This is a genomic window from Psychrobacter proteolyticus (assembly GCF_003350005.1).
Taxonomy (GTDB): domain Bacteria; phylum Pseudomonadota; class Gammaproteobacteria; order Pseudomonadales; family Moraxellaceae; genus Psychrobacter; species Psychrobacter proteolyticus.
This window is the reverse complement of record NZ_QLKS01000001.1, coordinates 610,821-630,380: the sequence shown is the minus strand read 5'-3', so window position 1 is coordinate 630,380 and position 19,560 is coordinate 610,821. Positions and strand designations below refer to the sequence as shown.

The 19,560-nt window shown below is 42.3% G+C and carries 17 protein-coding genes; 3 read left to right on the top strand and 14 right to left on the bottom strand.

The genetic code is table 11. The annotated features are described in order from the left end of the window. Positions 1-35 precede the first annotated feature (35 nt). Entirely contained in the window at positions 36-776 is a 741-nt protein-coding gene (locus DXK30_RS02490; RefSeq protein WP_114700313.1) for an MHYT domain-containing protein, read from the top strand. Between the two features lie 138 nt (positions 777-914). Here DXK30_RS02490 and DXK30_RS02485 read toward each other — a convergent pair whose 3' ends face one another. Further along, positions 915-2,066: an ATP-grasp domain-containing protein gene (locus DXK30_RS02485; protein WP_114700312.1), complete on the bottom strand. Its 1,152-nt coding sequence runs from the start codon at positions 2,064-2,066 to the stop codon at positions 915-917. Positions 2,067-2,354: 288 nt separating this feature from the next. Between DXK30_RS02485 and DXK30_RS02480 the strand changes: the two genes are divergently transcribed. Continuing rightward, positions 2,355-3,629: a TerD family protein gene (locus DXK30_RS02480; protein WP_114700311.1), complete on the top strand. Its 1,275-nt coding sequence runs from the start codon at positions 2,355-2,357 to the stop codon at positions 3,627-3,629. 123 nt (positions 3,630-3,752) lie between these two features. Here the strand turns inward: DXK30_RS02480 and DXK30_RS02475 are convergent, their stop codons facing one another. The 12 genes from DXK30_RS02475 to queC all read right to left on the bottom strand — a co-directional run bounded on the left by DXK30_RS02475 (position 3,753) and on the right by queC (position 17,291). Beyond that, complete coding sequence (locus DXK30_RS02475) at positions 3,753-4,361, bottom strand: TerD family protein (RefSeq protein WP_057760836.1); 609 nt, start codon at positions 4,359-4,361, stop codon at positions 3,753-3,755. 76 nt (positions 4,362-4,437) lie between these two features. Next, entirely contained in the window at positions 4,438-5,190 is a 753-nt protein-coding gene (locus tag DXK30_RS02470) for a TIGR00266 family protein (RefSeq protein WP_057760834.1), read from the bottom strand. 206 nt (positions 5,191-5,396) lie between these two features. Beyond that, complete coding sequence (locus tag DXK30_RS02465) at positions 5,397-5,972, bottom strand: TerD family protein (RefSeq protein WP_057760832.1); 576 nt, start codon at positions 5,970-5,972, stop codon at positions 5,397-5,399. A gap of 454 nt (positions 5,973-6,426) precedes the next feature. Then, positions 6,427-7,356, bottom strand: coding sequence for a glutaminase (locus DXK30_RS02460; protein ID WP_240314051.1), 930 nt, complete (start codon positions 7,354-7,356; stop codon positions 6,427-6,429). 223 nt (positions 7,357-7,579) lie between these two features. Beyond that, positions 7,580-8,647: a DUF475 domain-containing protein gene (locus DXK30_RS02455; RefSeq protein WP_114700310.1), complete on the bottom strand. Its 1,068-nt coding sequence runs from the start codon at positions 8,645-8,647 to the stop codon at positions 7,580-7,582. A 227-nt stretch (positions 8,648-8,874) separates the two neighbouring features. After that, positions 8,875-9,450, bottom strand: coding sequence for a TerD family protein (locus DXK30_RS02450; RefSeq protein ID WP_057760825.1), 576 nt, complete (start codon positions 9,448-9,450; stop codon positions 8,875-8,877). Between the two features lie 279 nt (positions 9,451-9,729). Then, positions 9,730-12,036 (bottom strand): bifunctional 23S rRNA (guanine(2069)-N(7))-methyltransferase RlmK/23S rRNA (guanine(2445)-N(2))-methyltransferase RlmL, encoded by a 2,307-nt coding sequence (rlmKL, locus tag DXK30_RS02445; RefSeq protein ID WP_114700309.1) that lies wholly within the window; start codon positions 12,034-12,036, stop codon positions 9,730-9,732. 150 nt (positions 12,037-12,186) lie between these two features. Beyond that, positions 12,187-13,371 (bottom strand): mechanosensitive ion channel family protein, encoded by a 1,185-nt coding sequence (locus tag DXK30_RS02440; protein ID WP_227670655.1) that lies wholly within the window; start codon positions 13,369-13,371, stop codon positions 12,187-12,189. Positions 13,372-13,532: 161 nt separating this feature from the next. Further along, positions 13,533-15,023, bottom strand: coding sequence for a dihydrolipoyl dehydrogenase (locus DXK30_RS02435; protein WP_114700307.1), 1,491 nt, complete (start codon positions 15,021-15,023; stop codon positions 13,533-13,535). Between the two features lie 144 nt (positions 15,024-15,167). Beyond that, on the bottom strand, positions 15,168-15,665 hold the full coding sequence (locus tag DXK30_RS02430; RefSeq protein WP_114700306.1) for a peroxiredoxin: 498 nt from the start codon (positions 15,663-15,665) through the stop codon (positions 15,168-15,170). Between the two features lie 175 nt (positions 15,666-15,840). After that, positions 15,841-16,170: a hypothetical protein gene (locus tag DXK30_RS02425; protein WP_114700305.1), complete on the bottom strand. Its 330-nt coding sequence runs from the start codon at positions 16,168-16,170 to the stop codon at positions 15,841-15,843. A gap of 344 nt (positions 16,171-16,514) precedes the next feature. Continuing rightward, on the bottom strand, positions 16,515-17,291 hold the full coding sequence (queC, locus tag DXK30_RS02420; RefSeq protein WP_114700304.1) for a 7-cyano-7-deazaguanine synthase QueC: 777 nt from the start codon (positions 17,289-17,291) through the stop codon (positions 16,515-16,517). A gap of 434 nt (positions 17,292-17,725) precedes the next feature. Here queC and ttcA point away from each other — a divergent pair, with 434 nt between their 5' ends. Continuing rightward, positions 17,726-18,748, top strand: a complete 1,023-nt coding sequence (gene ttcA / locus DXK30_RS02415; protein ID WP_114700668.1) for a tRNA 2-thiocytidine(32) synthetase TtcA — start codon at positions 17,726-17,728, stop codon at positions 18,746-18,748. Between the two features lie 125 nt (positions 18,749-18,873). Here the strand turns inward: ttcA and DXK30_RS02410 are convergent, their stop codons facing one another. Then, entirely contained in the window at positions 18,874-19,455 is a 582-nt protein-coding gene (locus tag DXK30_RS02410; RefSeq protein WP_114700303.1) for a FixH family protein, read from the bottom strand. Positions 19,456-19,560: the final 105 nt, after the last annotated feature.

The window sequence follows — 19,560 nt, the reverse complement described above, 5'->3', positions numbered from 1 at the left end:
GACGCTCAGTTTTTATTATATTAAAAGGCAAGAAAATGATTGAAATTGAATATAACCTACTTTTGGTGTTGGTCTCATACGCCATTGCAGTGTTTGGTTCTTATGTTGGCCTAAACCTAGCCATCAGAGTGCCTTCTGCCAAGCCAGGAAAGGATCTATATTTTTGGGTGGCGTTATCTTCGATTGCCATCGGTGGTGCGATTTGGTCTATGCACTATATTGGTATGATGGCAGTTGATATGAAAATGCCGGTTACCTACGATCTAGGGCTAACGATTGTCTCAATGCTACTCGCAGTTTGTTTCGTAGCTGTTGGGATCCTTATCGTCGGTCGCGGGGACTCAAGTATTGGAAAATTGATCGGTGGTGGTGTGCTTACTGGACTTGGTGTCGCAGCTATGCATTATACAGGTATGGCCTCTATGCAAATGGAAGCTTCTATGTCATACAATATACCGTTATTAATTGTCTCAATTGTGATTGCTATTGCAGCCGCTATCTCTGCACTGTGGTTGGCATTTAATTTGCGTGGTTCATTACAGCGTTTTGGTAGTGCGTTTATCATGGGTCTTGCCGTTTGCGGTATGCATTACACTGGTATAGCAGCCATGGAGATGACAATGACTGATCATGTGATGCCTATAGACTATACACATGCAGGTGCTATTTCTTCAGCAATTATGATTTTTATCGGTTCAGCCGTTGTATTGAGCTTGCTATGGTTCATTGCTTCTAAAAACGCACCTAAGCAAACAACACTAGCGTTTGGTGAATAATTTTAAACGCTCATTTTTAATTCTCATTAGAAACGAAAACAAAAAAAGGTTTTTAGATTAATATCTAAAAACCTTTTTTTGTGTCTGATAAAAGTTAGTAATATTGTTTGCGAATTAGGTGTGCTCTTATTTAATTATCTACTCAGCAACGTTTTCAATTTTGACACTCATCATAATAGAGCGTACTTGGCATGGTTCAATATGCTGAATATTGGTCTCTAAGTTAGGTTTCTCTGACAAGCCCAACCAATAAGAAAATCCGACTTGCGTCAAGTCGATCCCACTATGAGAGGTATACCCAATACCACCTGATGGGCGGCTATTAATCTCAAGAACACGGTGCTGACCGCCATCATCAGCTTTAGTTTGTACGCTCACGATGCCATCACAGCCAAAAGCCCTAATCAGTGGGATTACGACATCCATGACAGACTGCTCATAACCAACATGTTGTATTTTTCCTGTTTTATGACGAGTGACAGCAGCTAGGACTTCGCCATATTCACAAACTACATCGATAGAGTACTCTTGCCCTGATAGATAAGGCATTAGTAGCATTGGAATAGGGCGCTCGTGTACCATTTGACTGTTGGTATAGGCATTCACAAATTGTGCAGTGTTGATTTTTTTCTCTTCAGTGAAATATAAGTGCTCAAAGCTATCGTATTGCTCGCCATATTCTTTACCAGAGTCTAGTCGCCAAAACCCTTGGGCAAAAATACCGACAACAGGTTTCACACATAGAGGCTGGTCACCATGCTCGGCGAGTAAAGCCTCGAGCTCCGCCGTATTGTCAAAACGCCATGCGTCTGCCACTGGAATATTATAAGTGTGACAATGCTGCATAAAGGCAAATTTATCATCGATTGATTCTAGTGCCGCCACGCTGGTTGCGCCCGTCAATAATCGAATACCCGCAGCGACAAATTTCTCACGATGCGCTTCATAATCAATACCGTTGCGCCCAGTCAATAGTACTTTTACGTTATGCTTTTGAGCTTGCTCCAATACGAACTGCCAGCGTGGTATGGCAGGGTCGCTAGTCGTCTGGGCATCAGTATCTACGATCGAGTCAGATGGCTCGCGATAAATCATATCGGCGAATTCGAAAATCTCAGGCCTATCATGACGGTGTGAGGCAATAACTTGAAAAGGGTTGTTTGAAGGACTGCTTGACTTTCTCTTTAGACTTTGTAAGCTCTCTAACATATCACGCTGGCTAGACTGACCTTCAGCTAACCACGCTGCTACTGGTATTGAAGGGTTACTATTGTCAGCAAGATTATTCATAATTCTCTCAGCGTTATCATTAGGTGTAGGGGAATGGGCAAGTCAATACTGCTACTGCAAATCTAGTAGTAATATTAGCAAAGGTATACGGTTTAATAGGACGTATTATATACAAATGATATGCGTTATAAACGCCTCTAATAAAATAGTCATAGGGATTTGTAAGGATAACTTTATCGCTTATATCGCGATTGTCTGATTCAAAACTTTCATAATATCCATGCTACTATATGATGATAGTCGGCATGACAATGACAACAGCATAATAAATAATCTAAAGGACGTATGATGAGTCAAAACCAACCTCAAAAACTAATTGCAGGTGCCAATGCGCCACTACCAACTGACAATATTAGCATTCGTATTTTAAGCCAAAACGCCATTGATTGTGCCGCTTATCGTCTGACTAATGACGGCAAAGTACGCGGTGATGGTGACATGATATTTTATGGTCAGACACGTAGTGATGATGGTAGCGTTAGCTTTCGCGGTCATGATAGTGATGGGTTTTTTGATGTTAATTTGTCCGCACAGCCTGCGAGCATTGAGAAAATTGCCCTAGCTTTCTCTAGTGCGCAAACATTGTCGCAAGTTGGTGATGTGGACATTCAAGTCTTACAGGGTAGTCAGGTGCTGATGACCTGTCAACTGAGTAGTGCTGGACGTAACGAAAAAGCCATTATATTGGCTGAATGCTATCGCAGACAAGGAAGCTGGAAATTTCGTTTTATCGCCCAAGGTTTTGAGGGAGGGTTAAAACCTTTATCTGAGCATTTTGGTGTGGAAATCTCTGATGAAGCGCCTGCCCAAAATCATAACCCTGCACAAAGCCAACCTCAACCTATCAACACTCAGCGACCAATCAATACGCAAAAAGCAAGCAGCACGTCTCAAGCCAACAACCCGCCACCGATTCCTGCTAACCCTTCGATTAACTTAAGTAAGATAACGTTAACTAAAAACCAATCTAGCATCAATCTTAAAAAACGTGATGATTTTGGAAAAATTTCAGTCAATTTAGATTGGAATCAACACCCCCAAAGTGATAAAGCAGCACCCAAAAAAGGTATATTGGGTGATCTGTTTAAGCAGCATCAATCAAGCGGTATAGATCTGGATGTCGGCGCTATGATTCATCTAAAAAACGGCGAAAAAACCCTGATTCAAGCACTGGGCAATCGCTTTGGTAGCTTGCAATCAGCGCCTTATGTTTGCCTGCGTGCGGATGATAGAACGGGGCAGGTAAGTGGCGGTGAATGGCTAGATATCAATGGTCAGCAATGGTCACAGATTGAAGAGGTGTTTATCTTTGCGTTTATTTACGAAGGCGCACCCAACTGGGAAAAAACCGATGGGGTCGTGACTATTCATGTCCCAGAGCAATCACCGATTGAGACACGTTTGACCGAAGGTGCTGGTAACTTACCGATGTGTGCCATTGCTCGTTTGGTTAATCAACAAGGCAGTATCAATGTTGAGCGTATCAACCAATACTTCAAAGGTCATCAAGAAATGGACAAAGCGTTTAATTGGGGATTTAGCTGGAAGCGTGGACGTAAATAGTGTTTTTTAGTATATAAGTAATAAACATAAAAGAGCAGCCCAGCTATTGATAGACGGGCCGCTCTCTTTTGAAATAAACTACTCAACTAGATTGATAGTAATCCAGTTAAAGTCTCAAGTCCATTATGCATGTGGTGTGATAGCAGGCATTAAGTCGTGGAAGGTGCGGCCAGAAGCTGTCTCGCCAATCGCATGCATTTTCCATTCATTGTTATGACGATAAACTTTTGCCATTACCATCGCTGTATGTCCACCTTGGGCAGACAAGTTATAACGTGCTACTTCGCTATTGTTATTGGCATTAACGATACGGCAAAACGCATTTTCTACGGTCTCAAACGTTTGACCAGTAAAGCTATTGACCGTAAATACCAATGAGACCACATTAGCAGGTACTCTTGAGAGATCGACATTGATGACTTCATCATCGCCATCACCATCGCCAGTACGGTTGTCACCAGTATGCACGATACTGCCGTCTTTCGATTTTAGCTGACTGAACCAAATAGCATCGACTGCTTGCTTGTTAGCGTCGAACATAATGCATGAAGCATCTAAGTCGATAGAGTCGCCGCCAGAACCGCCACCGAATAATTTTCCTAAGAAACCACCTTTTTTATCTTGTGGCCCTTGAGCAACATCCCAGCCTAGGCCTAGTTTAACTTGAGTCAGCTCGCCACCAGCTTCTTTGCTTAGGGAGATTTTTTGACCTTTTTGAAGACTAACTGCCATGTGAGTATCCTTATAATAATTGTGAGTAAAACCGTTTAAAAATAACGCTAAAGAGTGTTATAAATTGCGAAATGCACTATAAGATATTGTCTAAAAAGCCACCACCGCCGCCACGTCCACCTGAGCTACTACCTAGGACGCTTTGTATCCAACCTTGATAACTGTCACGATTGCGCGAGCAAATAATGACTTTGCCACTTCCTGAGAAGTTCAGAACCATCCCTTCGCCACTAGTAACAGAGTTGATAATATTGCTCATGATGCCTTTTTTCTTACTGGTCGAAACTGACAGTTTGTATTCAAGATTTGAGTCCCAGCAGACTACATGACCATTATCAATGATGACGTCTTTGTCTGGTGTGACATCAATTTCAAACAACGAGCCAAAACCAGATACTACGACTTGACCTTGGCCTTGGGTCTGCATCACCATAAAGCCGCCTGTATCACCAAACACTGCACCGCCTAAATTGCGCTGAATATTGGCTCTGATATCGACGCCAGTTTGGGCCGCGACAAAAGCACCATCACTCAATGTATACTGCTGCTTGCCAACTTCTATTATTTGCATATCACCATCAAGCGTGGGCGCAAGCAAACAGTCGCCCTCACCATTAACCGCCTCAATCTGCTGTTGAAACAACGATTCATCGTTTGCAAAGCGGCGCATCAGTGACTGCATCAGGCCACCTTGTAACTTACCTTTCAGTTCAAGATTGGACTCCATCATTACCATCGCGTTGGCTTCACAATAAATTGAATCGCCTTTTTTAAGATTACAATGCAAAAAAGGTTCAATAGTACCGATTAAACTGAATGTTGCGGCCATGGCTTGCAAATCCTTATTCTAATATCTTTGTTAAATACTCTTAATATGTGCGTATGCTTTTATGTGCGATATAGCTTTTAGTGGTAAGCCAATTAAATTTAAAGCCATCAAATGCGTTAAAGGGGCACACTTGATGGCTCATTAGATCATAACCAGACATCTGATTATGATAATTGGCTTCCTAAACGTTTACGTTGGTTTTAACGTTACACATTTACGCCATAAGAGGCTGCTAATGGTCCAAGACCACCGCTGAAGCCTTGACCAACCGCGCGGAATTTCCAATCACCGCTGTGACGATATAATTCACCGAAAATCATCGCTGTTTCAGTGCTGCCGTCTTCTGATAGGTCGTAACGAGCGATTTCAGACTCACCATTGTCGTTTACAACGCGGATATAAGCATCACCAACTTGACCGAAGTTTTGGTTACGTGCTTGGCCTTCATAAATGATGGCACAGATAGCTACTTTGTTGACGTCAGCTGGAATGCTCGCAAGATTGATTTTGATTTTCTCATCATCGCCATCGCCTTCGCCAGTACGGTTATCGCCAGTATGCTCAACAGCGCCGTTGTCTGATTTTAGATTATTGAAAAAGATAAAATCTTGGTCGTTACGGACTTTGCCTGCTTCGTTAATCAAGAAACCGATTGCATCTAAGTCAAACTCTTGGCCGTCAGTGGCACGTGGATCCCAGCCTAGACCGACTGTAATGTTAGTTAAACCTGGCGCTTCTTTTGATAAGTTTACGTTGCCGCCTTTTGTTAAGCTAATAGCCATACAAATATCCTTTGGATTAATAGTTAAGTGGATTGATTGATAAAAAATAAACTAAAAGTTGTGCAGTGACTGATATCTCAGAGCAAATAATAAAAACTTACCTGTATCCTATGCCCTGCATATCATTACGTTTTACTATACTAAGCGTTTGCTCACTAAGCAAGGCGTATTTTGTGCACTTACTATATGCTTACTAAGGGACATAATACTTCTGTATCTTTGATAATTTCTAATCAACTTAGCAATAGTTGTTAAGATATTGTTATGAAAAGTAATGTTTCATACAAAAGGGATTTAGCACAAAGGTAGCTTAGATAAAACAATCGCTTTAAAGAACACCGACTGACTATATGGGCTTAGAATAAACCAACTCATGGCTTAGGTATGCTTCGCAGCTAGTATGAGAGCATGGCATTATATAAAAAACCTATTTAGACAAATATACATGTATCTCTTATTCTGCAAAAACCGACCAGCCAGTTTTTTGTACGAAGCGCTCTAGTGCTTTTAGTCCAAGCTTAGAGTTACCTACATGATCAAGCCCTGGTGACCAGACAGCGATAGAACCTTTACCAGGTGCTATCGTCAAAATACCGCCACCAACACCACTTTTGCCTGGTAAGCCCACGCGGTAAGCAAATTCGCCAGAACCATCATAATGACCACACATCATCATCAATGAGTTAATACGGCGTGCTCGTTTTTCATTGATTACACGTACTCCTGAGTGCTTATCAACTCCGTTAGACACTAAATAAAGACCAGCACTGGCCAACTGTTGGCAGTTCATTGCAATTGAGCACTGATGAAAATACGTACCTAATACATTATCCACATCGTGTCTTAAACGACCAAAGGCTTTCATAAAGTGCGCCAGAGAGGCATTCCGGTCCTTGTGCGCCATCTCAGAAGCCGCTACTTTGTGATCAAAGCGAATTGACTCATCATCTGCAATGAGGTGAACAAACTGCAGGATTTCACCCAGTGTTTCTTTGGGTTTATGCCCCATCATAATAGCATCCACCACGGCAATGGCACCAGCATTGATAAATGGGTTGCGCGGTCGGCCCATCTCATGCTCGAGCATCACAATTGAATTAAATGGATCGCCAGATGGTTCACGCCCGACATGTGTCCAAAGTGTATCGCCTAGCTTGCCAAGACCAATGGTTAAGGTAAATACCTTAGAGATACTTTGGATGGAAAACAGAGTGCTTGCATCACCTGCTGCATACATTTGCCCATCAGGAGTCGCTACAGCTATACCGAACTGATTAGGATCAATATGGGCCAATTGCGGAATATAATCTGCCACTTTGCCGCGGTCAGTTTCACTTGCCATCTCTGCGGCAATATCATCAAGAATCTGTTGTATATCGAGCATATTGTGTTATATCTGTTTTTTATTGATGGGAAGGATTTTAACCGAAGACAAGGAAATAGTAACGAGGTAAGTGTATTTTTAGCTTCGTTTTTAATAATTGGATATTCTTATAACCAAGAATATAACATAACCTCATCACACTACAAAAAAGCAGGCCACACCTAATGATATGACCTGCTCGAATAATAACTAAATACAAAGCGTACTGCGCCTACAAAGGGCTTTAGTTCAGAGTGGCTCTTTCAGCCTTACGATGCTGAAGTGACGCTATCAGCGCCCAACCAATAAAGGCGATACCAATCAGACCAGTAATAACTTCTGGCACATGGAATTTCACTGACAATAACATGATGATGGCCAATGCGCCGATTGCATAATGTGCGCCATGCTCAAGATAGATGAACTCGTCAAGCGTGCCTTTGTCTACCAAGAAGATAGTCATAGAACGTACGAACATCGCACCAATTGCAAGTCCTAACATGATAACAATCACGTCATTGGTAATTGCAAATGCGCCAATCACACCATCGAAACTGAATGAAGCATCTAGGACTTCTAAATATAGGAAGCCAATAATACCACCTTTCATAATGGCACTAGTTGCTGCAGCACCCGAACCACTTTCTTCGTTTTCTAGGTCTTCTTCAAGGTCACCCTCAAGCATACCCGATACAACCTGTACGCCCAGATAAACCAAGATACCCCAAACACCTGCGATTAGGACAGCGCTTGACTGCTCTGCATTGGCCCACGATACCGCAATCATCAAGACGATAAGCGCTACAAATACGCTCATGGCATCGACTTTACCTAGCTTGGCTAAACGGCTCTCAAGCCAGTCAAACCAATGTACTTCTTTGTCATCAAAAATAAAGTTTAAGAATACCAATAGTAAGAAGATACCACCAAATGCTGAGATCTCTGCATGGTGTGCCATCAATCTTGCTGAGTACTCTTCAGGGCTATATAAAGCCAAGTTGATGACTTCCATCATACCAAGGTCGGCAGTAACCGCGACAATGACAATAGGAAAGACCAATCGCATACCGAAGACTGCGATTAAAATACCAACGGTTAAAAATATTTTTTTCCAAAATTCGTCCCAGCCCTTAAGGACTGAAGCATTGACCACCGCATTATCAAACGATAATGAAATCTCCATGACGGCCAAAATAGCGGTAATAGATAGCGTGGTTATCATCCCACCCATACCACCATGTGAATATCCCCACCATGCCGCTATCGCTAAGGCAATAATCGTGAAGATAAAGTCTAAATAAAAATGTCTCATGACACATCCTGTCTGGTTGCGTAAAGCTAAGGTCTACCTAGTATAGGCATGAACCGCAAAAAAGCGATTATTGCTAACCACTTTTTATGCATAATTTTAAACGAAACGTAAAGCATTACTAGTCATTTGGTCATTAAAAATTGTGACTATTTGCAACGATGGCAGTTTGCTATTTTGGACGTGATTACGGTGACTAATAACAGACTAAATACCAGTAAATAATGGTTTTAGATATCAACACCGTATTGCTGACACATCGCTTGCAAGCCGCCAGAATAGCCTTGACCAACAGCGCGGAATTTCCATTCGCCGTTGTGACGATATACTTCGCCAAACACCATCGCTGTCTCAACAGAGTAATCTTCTGCTAGATCAAAACGTACCACTTCAGTGCCTGTTTCTTCATTAACAACACGGATAAAAGCGTTGGCTACCTGACCAAAGTTCTGGCTGCGAGCAGCAGCGTCATGGATAGTCACTGTCACGACTACTTTATCTACGTCTGCAGGTACTTGAGTCAAGTTTACTTTGATAACTTCATCATCACCGTCGCCTTCGCCAGTACGATTGTCACCAGTATGCTCGACAGCGCCATTATCAGACTTTAGCTGATTATAAAAGATGAAGTCGTGATCGCCGCGCACTTTACCTGCGCCATTTAGCAAAAATACGCTAGCATCAAGATCGAACTCAGCACCAGAAGTGGCGCGCTCATCCCAGCCAAGGCCGATAAGTAGCTTGGTTAAATTTGGGTCGGTTTTCGTTAGCGATAAATTACCGCCTTTATTAAGTGATAAAGCCATAGTGTTATCCTTTTTATTAGACGTTAGTAGTTTTATAAGGTCATCGAAAAAAGGCGATGCTTACGCAATAACTGCGCAAATCCATCACCTAGTAACGCTCTATCATAGCAACAAAAAATGACCCAATCAAAGCTGATTGGGTCATTGTTATATTTCATATACATTCGGCAAAAAACAGAAGTTTCAGGTACTTATATTGCCCTTATAAATCTATAGTTTTATTTATCAAAATCCTGTTTACGGACTTTACATTCTAAACTTTAAATTTAAAACTTCGAATTATAGACTTTGGCGATGACGAATCTCAAAGCTTTGATGAATCGGTTTTTTGATATTGAAATCAAAGCCAATGGTTTTTTGCGTGATATCAATGATGTCATAACGCTGAGTCAACTGCTCATCTAGCTCAAAACGCGTAAAGTTGTTAGAGAAGTACAAGACGCCATCAGAGGTTAGACGGTTCATCGCACGATTAATCAGTGCAGCATGGTCACGTTGCACATCAAAAGTACCTTGAAACTTCTTAGAGTTTGAAAAGGTCGGTGGATCAATAAAGATAACATCGAACTGTTCGGTATTGTCTTTAATCCACTCAAAGATATCGGCAGCAACGAACTGGTACTTATTGCGGCTAACGTCCAAACCGTTCAAGACAAAGTTTTGTTTGCCCCAATCTAGATAGTTCTGTGACAAGTCAACGCTAGTGACTTTTTTCGCACCAGCAAGCGCTGCATGCACACTTGCGGTACAAGTATAAGCAAACAGGTTAAGTACTGCTTTACCGCGACTGTTATCTTTGATACGAGCACGCATATTACGGTGATCGATAAACAGACCAGTATCTAAGTAATCTGTAAAGTTGACATACAGATAGGCACCATCTTCGCGCGCAACGTGAAACTTGCCACGTTTTTCTGTGGTGTTCTGCTTGCTGTATTGGTCGTTACCAGACTGACGGGCACGCGTTTTGATAAAGATCTGTTCACGGTTAATATCAAAGACTTCACGGATACCCATCAATGCCAAGTTAAAGCGTTTCTTTGCAGTCTCAGGTGGAATGGTCTTTGGCGGCGCATATTCTTGCACATGCGCATAATCACCGTATAAATCGATTGCGACTTTGAAATCAGGTAAATCAGCATCGTAAACACGAATGTTGCTTACGTTGTCTTTTTTGGCCAGTTTCTTGAGCTTAGCAAGGTTTTTTTGCAGACGGTTAATGAAGTCTTGACCATCTTCTACTTCAATCTCGCGTTTCTCAAAACGACTAACAAGATTGCCCGTTTGCCCAGCAATAAGCGTTCCGTAGCGGAAATAGACGGTGATAGCACCATTATGACAGCGTAAGGTTTTTGGTTCTTTAATCGGTAGAATATCTACTTGTTCGACATGAGAGGCCAATATGCCAAGCATCGGGTCAATGCCACTACCGGCAAAGCTGTCTTGCAATATCAGCCCAATCGCTTGGTACAACGGCTTAATCATTTCTTCATCACCCAAACGCTCACCATAGGGTGGGTTGGTAATGACCAAAGGATTGCTCAATCGACCATCATTGACTAATGGCTTGAGCACGTTACTAAGTTGGTCAAGCGCACGATGCTCGATATCGAGTAACGGTAAAAGGTCTTGTAAACCTGCGGCAATTAAGTTTTTTTCTGTGGCGAGGATCGCACCACTATCAGCATCAAAGCCTAGCATAAGTGGCAACGTATCAGGCTGCTCATTGGCAATCTCTAATGCTTCGCGGAAACGCGTTTGTGCATCATCGATCATGTCTTGCCATAGCGTCTCATCATGATGCTGCCACTGATAAAAGCCAAATTGATTGGCAGCTTTGTCGATACCCACGGCATAGTCGCAATGCATCAATAGCGCTTCAATAAGGAACGTTCCAGAGCCGCACATTGGATCGATTAACGCATTATAGAAAGGTGCGTCGCCAGCTTCGTTTTTCTTGTGCCAACCAGCGCTATAGAGCAGGGCGGCTGCCAAGTTTTCTTTTAGTGGTGCTTCTGTCATGGCCACACGGTAACCGCGGCGATGCAAACTGGTACCAGATAAATCTAGATATAGCTCGGCTTGCTTATCATTGATAGTGGCAAAAACCGAGAAGTCTGGGTTTTTGCTATCGACGTTAGGACGGCTGTCGTAAACTTCGTTAAACGTATCGGCAATTGCATCTTTAATACGTAGCATGGCAAACTGCTGACTGACAGCGACACGCTTATCGACAGACAGACGGATAGCAAAGGTTTGCTCTAGGCTAAACTGCTCAGTCCAATTGACCGATTTTGCCAAACCGTATAGCTGCTCTGCAACGTCGTATTCTGCATTGATATTTTTACGTTTAATCAGCATCAGTACCCGCGAGGCCACGCGTGACCAAAGGCAGATAGTATATAGTTCACGTAAGCCGCCGGTTACGGCTAGACGGCCGGTACTTTTGATTTCGCTATCAATGCCAAAACTGGTTAGCTCAGTCTGCAGTGGTGCCTCAAGCCCATCGGCACAGGTAATAATAAGATCAAGCGACAACTCTGGTGAAGCTGCTGTTAGAGATGCGGGCGCGGTTTGTTCGGTCATACGGGTACCTGTGGGCTAAATTGACAAAAAAGCAAATAATAAGATAATCGGTGTAACCGGCAATTTTACCATAATTCACAGTAGGATGGTTCAAAGTAGCCGTGTTTAAGATTTTAAGATGTGATAGCTAAATACGTGAAAATAAATTCTCTACTCACCTTTCGTTAAGGATAATTCCTCTGGGACGATTTGAGTGGTGGTTGCAAAGGGCTTGGTTGCGATAGGGTAGTCAACATCCTTTGGCATCAGCAATCGCATATGCGGATAGGGCGTAGAGATATTAGCCGCATCAAATGCAATTTTAATCTCTTCTTGTAGCACTTCTTTGATTTTGGGGATGCGGGCAACGGCTGCTGGTTTAACCCAAAAGCGTACGATAAAAAATACGCCATACTCGCCAATTTCTGCCACGGTCGCTGAAGTCTCAGGACGATTAAGCACCGCATCGGTATCGCTGAGTACTTGCAAAATTTCCTTGCGAGCTGTTTCTATATCATCTTCAAACGCGATACGTACGCGAATATCAAAACGGATAAAGTTTTTGGAAGTCAGGTTGATGACTTCTGATGAGGCAACGTTAGAGTTTGGGATAATGACAGTAATATTGTCTCGAGTGAGGATATGAGTGGTGCGTAAAGCAATAAGTACCACACGCCCTTCATTGTCATTGATATGAATCCAATCACCAACTTGAAAAGATTGCTCAAGTAAAATCGTGATACCAGCGATAAAATTAGCAAGGGTAGACTGAGCGGCGAAACCTACTGCCAAACCAACAATACCCAAACCCGCCACTAACGATACAATGTCGAAGCCAAATTGCGCCATGACGCTGGCAAGCCCTAGTACCAATAGTAGTACAGATAAAATATTTTTAAGTAGCTGCTCTATGGAAGCATTGAGACCATAATGCTGTAGGACTCTGTGAATGATTTGTCCTGATGATGCCCAAAGTACGTAATAGATACCAGCCCACGTACTTGCTTTTGCTGTCGCCTTGATGGTTTCTGGTTCAAAATTTATCTGACTCATAATCGCTATCAGACTGGCGACAATCCAAACGTAACGTAGCGTTGAACGGACAATCTTGGTCCGGCGCTCATTTAGTCTAATTTTGGCTCGGCTTTGTCTAAGGATATAATTGGCCAACCAATAAAAAAATCCCAATACCGCAAGCAGTATTAGGATTTTGATGCCAGTGCTCGCCAGTTCTACTGCTTGAGAGGACCAATTAAGTGACTCTTCATCTATAGAGCCGCCGAGAGCAAGATATAGGCTAGTATGTAAGTCGCGAATGATCTCTTGAAAAAAGTCGGTAACACTAGCGATTGGCATTTTTTCGTCCATGCAGGGTATGTTTGTACAAAAATTTATAAACGAATATCTATTTATAAATTACATCAAGTCGACAAAGCAATCAAATAGGAGCAAGGCTTCAAACTCATTAGTGCCAGTTTGAAATTATTACTGACCTGAGGAACTAACCAATTAGTAGATTAAAAATTGTTTTCTTGAGCATCTTGAGATTGAAAAGGTATTTCCATCTTATATTGAACGTCACGTAGCGCTGTACGTAGCCCCTCTAGTATCGTTGGGTGATAAAAAGGGGTATCGAGCATGTCTTTGATACTTAGATCATTGGTAATTGCTGTAGCAAGTATATGACCGATATATTCAGCGTCAGGGCCGACCATACTGGCGCCTAAAATTCTGTCTGTCTTTTTGCAGCCATAGATATGTAGCAATCCGCAATTGACGCCCATCACACGGCTGCGTCCTTGATTATCAAAGCTTACGCTACCGATAACGAATTCGAGTTCTGAATCTTTTTGGATTTCTGGTAAAGACATACCAACATTGACGATTTGCGGTGAGCAAAATACGATAGAAAAAGGTGTCGCAGGTGGGCGAATATAAGCCGCTTCTGTATTTTCGCAGACCATACTGCCTGCACTATAGCCTTCATCGCTAGCCACATGCAGTAACGGAATATTAGCATTGGCATCACCAACGATATAGACGTTTAAGTCGCCAATCTGACCTGTTTTTTTACTCAAGTTTTTTGGGCGGTTCTTATCGTCTAGCTTAACGCCTAAGTTTTCGACACCTAGCTGCTTAATATTATTTCGACGACCAGTAGCAACTAAGACGTACTCACCTTGCCATTGCTGAGACTCACCAGCGCTGTCTTCATATTTGATAAACGCACTTTTATTACCTTCATCTGCTTGTGTACCTACATCGGTAATTTCGCTGCCTAGATGCATGGTCAATTCATGACTTAAGCAATCCATGGCTTTATTATTAATATCATCATCTTTTAGACCAGCCACTTGTTTGGCACGGTTTAGCAGCGTGACTTTTACACCTAAACGTGTAAACGCTTGTGCAAGCTCTAGACCGATGGCACCAGCACCGACGACAGCCATCGTTTTTGGTAAGTCTTCAAGCTCAAAGACACTATCAGAAGTGAGCATGGTATCACCAAGCTTCTCCGCCCATCCATCAGGAATAAACGGCGAGCTACCGGTGGCGACAATGATTTGTTCAGCAGCAATTAGCTCATCATTGACCTCAATTAGTCCTTGCTCATTAATACGAGCACGACCGTCGATTTTCTTATGGTCGGGCCAACTGTCTACTTGTTTTTTAATGTAGCCGGCAAAATGACTACGCTCATCACGTACACGCTCCATGACTCGTTTACCATCTATTTGCGCGGTTGCATGAATACCAAATTCAGCAGAATGGTTGGCATCATGTGCGCGATCAGCAGCTGCAATTAGCAGCTTACTAGGCATACAGCCGACCGCAATACAGGTCGTGGTCCAAAACCCTTCATTAATAATGACCACATCATCTTTGATCTTACTTGCTTGGCGAAAAGCATTTTGACCTGCGGTACCAGCACCAATAATAGCGACAGATACTTTGCGCGTGACTTCTCTCGGCGTATCGTCAGTGGTAGTGCCAGATTGTTTATTCATATTATTCTCTAATAGGGTAAGGATTATATTCAGTAATAAACTAAATTCTCGGCTTATATTTTTTATTTGGTTTTTATGGTTCTTATGATGAATATTGACTTAATTATAGTGCCAATAATACTGATTTGATCACAGAACCAGTAATTATGGCGCCAATATAGTCAGTAAACGACTGGTATAGTCTTTGGCACGTAGGTTACGCTGAGCATGAGTCAGCTCACTGTTTTTATCGAATACAAATGCCGAACGTACAAGGCCTAACGTAACTTTGCCATACATATTCTTCTCTTTGATAACGTCAAAATACTGGCATAGCTTTTCATCAGTATCACTGATGAGTGGAATCTGTAAGTCATATTTATCGATAAATTTTTCATGAGATTCAACACTATCACGAGAGACGCCAATAATGTCGTAGCCCAATTCATCAAAGTCATGAAGGTGCGAGGTAAACTCTGTTGCCTGTGTGGTGCAGCCTGGCGTGTTGTCTTTGGGATAAAAATACAGAATAAGGCCTTTATCGGTATTGGCGACCATTTCTTTTAAATTAATTTCATCATGGATAAAATTACCAGCAAGCTTGCGTACTATGGTTACTGGAAAATCAGGTAGGTGAATGGTTTCTGTCGTTGGCTTGGCCATTGTAAAATCCTTATTAATTTTAGTTATGTGTATTGGCTTAATGATGGTTCTATTTATAGTGTTCTTATTATAGGCAGATTAGTAGAAATAAATAATCAGTTTTACACTTTGCCCATTCATTGGCAACAAAAAAGACTGGCAATGGCCAGTCTTTTGTATATCAAACGATTAGAGGTTACGCAGGTTTTTGCGGCTTCTTCAAATCTAAGCCAACGGTGCACTGCTGCAAATCTTTTTGCATCGCTTTCACATATGGCAGATTAGAAGGGTCTTTCTTATCTTGTGCGTAGCTTTCGATCTCCCACATTTGACCGATAGTCATATTGCTGCGCACGCCAATAGTACAGTTACATAGTTTGGTTGCGTTGCTTTTGTCAGCGACTTTGTATTTGACTGCGCCATTAACACATGAATTAATATTGTCTTGCTTAATGTCAACAGCGTTGGCTTGTGGCATGGCAAACAGAGCCGCTAAGGCTAGGGGTAGTACTGGCAACAACTTCATAAATTTCCTCTTACGGGTAGCGTCAATTTTTTATCTTTTGCTCAATGCAAAGTCAACTCATCAATATATGAGTGACCGATATCGTCATGTACATCTTTCGATAAATATAATCGTTCATACGATAGCAAGTATGTCGATTAAAATACAAGAACGACGTGCTGTGTTAATGCAAGCGAATGTTGCGCGAATGTTGATGGATATCATCATGTCACGCAACATTTAGCGTTAATACATAGTTGGCTTTATATGATTTGGGTACAAGATAGGCGAATAGACGTAATAAAAGTAGTAGACTAAGCTTGCCTGATACCGTATCCAACTTATATAGGACCGACTAAAATTAATTAAGACTGATAATGAGTAGGGTCAGTTACGCCAGCTTGGGCGAAGCCTTGACGACGTAATGCGCAGCTATCACAAACGCCGCAAGCAAGCCCATTGGCATCTGCGCGATAACAAGAAATCGTTTGTCCGTAATCGACACCTAATGACAGACCAAGCTCAATGGTTTGGGCTTTTGACAGTTGCTGCAATGGCGTTTGAATCGATAAGCGATGACCAGTAACGCCCGCTTTTGTCGCAAGGTTGGCCATATGTTCAAAGGCAGCTATATACTCTGGGCGACAATCAGGATAGCCCGAGTAGTCAACTGAGCTGACACCGATGACGATATGATTGGCATCAGCGACTTCGGCGACTGCTAACGCGTATGATAAGAAGATAGTGTTGCGCGCAGGCACGTAGGTGTTTGGGATAGCGTCGTTATCGATTTCATCGCGCTTTTTACTAGGGAATTTGTCTGAATCACCGTCTGGCACGATCATGCTGTGATCTGTTAGTGATGAACCACCCAGTTGTGCGATATCAATATCAATAATTCTATGATTGACGCCTGCTGTCTCAGCGATGGTCTTTGCGGCGACAAGTTCACTATTATGGCGTTGACCATAGTTAAAGCTGACAGCTGTCACTGATGCATAGCGCGCTTTTGCCCAATATAAGCAAGTCACCGAATCGAGACCGCCTGATAAAAGGACAACCGCATTTTGGCTTTTGGTAAGAGCCGCTAGGTCAGCATCGGATGCTTGATTAGAAGTGTTTTGCAAAGTAACGTTAGTCATAGTGATATCTATTATTGGTTTACGAAAACGGCTATTTTAGCAAAAATACGTCTACTACAGAACCACGAAGCGACCAATCACCCGTCACTAAGCTGACAAAGCAAATTTAAACAGCATCGTAATAAAACAAAGTCGGTATTACTGTCATCTTTTCAATCTGTTAGCAATATTTGTTATAATCGCAGCTTTTAAAGTATCAGTCACATGACATCGGTGATAATGCTTTAAAAGCCTTATCGCAAATCGCTTTATAGTAAAATCACCCTTATAAAGATATTGAGTAACTTATGACCGCAGCAACCTTATTTACGCCAAATATTCCTTCTCAAGCTGATGATGTATCTGATGCAATAAGCTTTGATAGTCAGGCTTTAGACACCAATACTGATAGCAGAGAGTACGATGACGTCTCTGAAGATGGCAATGATGAGGACATGATTGACGAGCAGTTTGCCGATGCGCAAGCACCTACCGAGTCAGCGTACTTTCGTAAACTACAAAAGAAGCTGCGTCGCCAAGTCTCTTGGGCAATCCGCGATTTTAATATGATCGAAGATGGCGATGTGGTAATGGTCTGTGTTTCGGGTGGTAAAGACAGCTATACCTTACTCGATATTTTATTGCTGCTAAAACGCATTGCACCGATTCATTTTGATATCGTCGCGGTGAATCTCGACCAGAAGCAGCCAGGCTATCCAGAAGACATTTTACCTGCGTATCTAAACGAGCAGGGCATCGCCCACTATATTTTAGAAAAAGACACCTATAGTATCGTCAAAAGCGTGGTGCCAGAAGGTAAGACTTACTGTTCGGCGTGCTCACGTCTGCGCCGCGGCTCATTATATGGCTTTGCCAAACAAATTGGCGCGACCAAAATTGCCCTTGGCCATCATCGTGATGATATGCTGGCGACCTTCTTTTTGAACTTATTCCATGGTGGTGCGCTCAAATCAATGCCGCCCAAGCTACTGAGTGATGACAAGCAAAATATGCTGATTCGCCCATTGGCCTATGTCGAAGAAAAAGACATCATTGAGTACGCCAAATTAAAGGAATTTCCCATCATCCCTTGTAATTTGTGTGGCAGCCAGACCAACCTACAACGTGCTATTATCAACGATATGTTACGTGAATGGGATGACGCTCACCCGCAGCGTTTGGCTTCAATCTTTAAGGCAATGCAAAACGTCGCGCCATCACAGTTAGCTGATCGTGAGTTATTTGACTTTGAAACACTCAGTCTTGACCGTGATAACGATGAGCGTTTATTTGAAGGCGACAATATTCAAGCCGGGCAGACGGATAGTTTGGCTGAGATTGGTTTACCTATATCGCCAAGGACGCAAACGTTCAATCCTAAGTTTGCTAGTGACAAGCCTTATTCCACAGAGACGGACAAAGCCGCGCAAAACGAGCGTAAAGCACAGAAAATCCCAACGATTAACCCTGTGATTTAGTAGTTATGAATCAGGGTCATATTAAATAGTACCTATTCATTAGTAGAATACTAAATAGCTCAAAAAAAACCAGCCGATCTCTGACGAGTGGCTGGTTTTTTCACGTCTAAGTGCTACTAACAGTATTAACTCTTAGCAAAAACTGGTAGTGGGTCAAAGCTGACCTTTGAACGAGGCAGTTTTGCGACATCTTGCATACGCCAATCATCTTTACCGTCGTTGCTAACCTGTAGGTAATACTTGGCTTTTACAGGATCAATATCGACTTGTGTACTGTATTTATTGCCCTCAACATGCTTAAGGACAACATCGCGGTCTTTTTTGATATCCGTTGCATGAGAAATAGAAAGCTCTAACGTATCAGGATAAGTAAGTGGCGTACCATTTAACAGCTTGCCTGACTGGACGCTTTGTTCAGGGTAGTTAAGATAAAACACAATATCGCCATTTTCTGCAAACTGCATTTGTCCATGCAAGTCTAAATCATACGTGAGCTTGTCACGAGACACATCATGATAGAGCGTTTTGCCATCCATATACCAGTCGTCACGTACCACGCTATCACGGATCTGGTAAGAGTAATAAACAAACCAAATACAAGCGATCACGACCGCAGCAGGCATGCCAATCACAAAGATAACGACCATGTAATTTTTATACCATGGCTGTTTATCTTGATGTTTAAAGTTCGGTGCTGGAGTAGACATAAAATACCTATGCATCAGATACGCAATCAATAGATAGCTGTTCATTAGACATCTACAAATGGTATCAACGGATAATTTGGCGGCTAAGCGCTACCAGTTTAATGG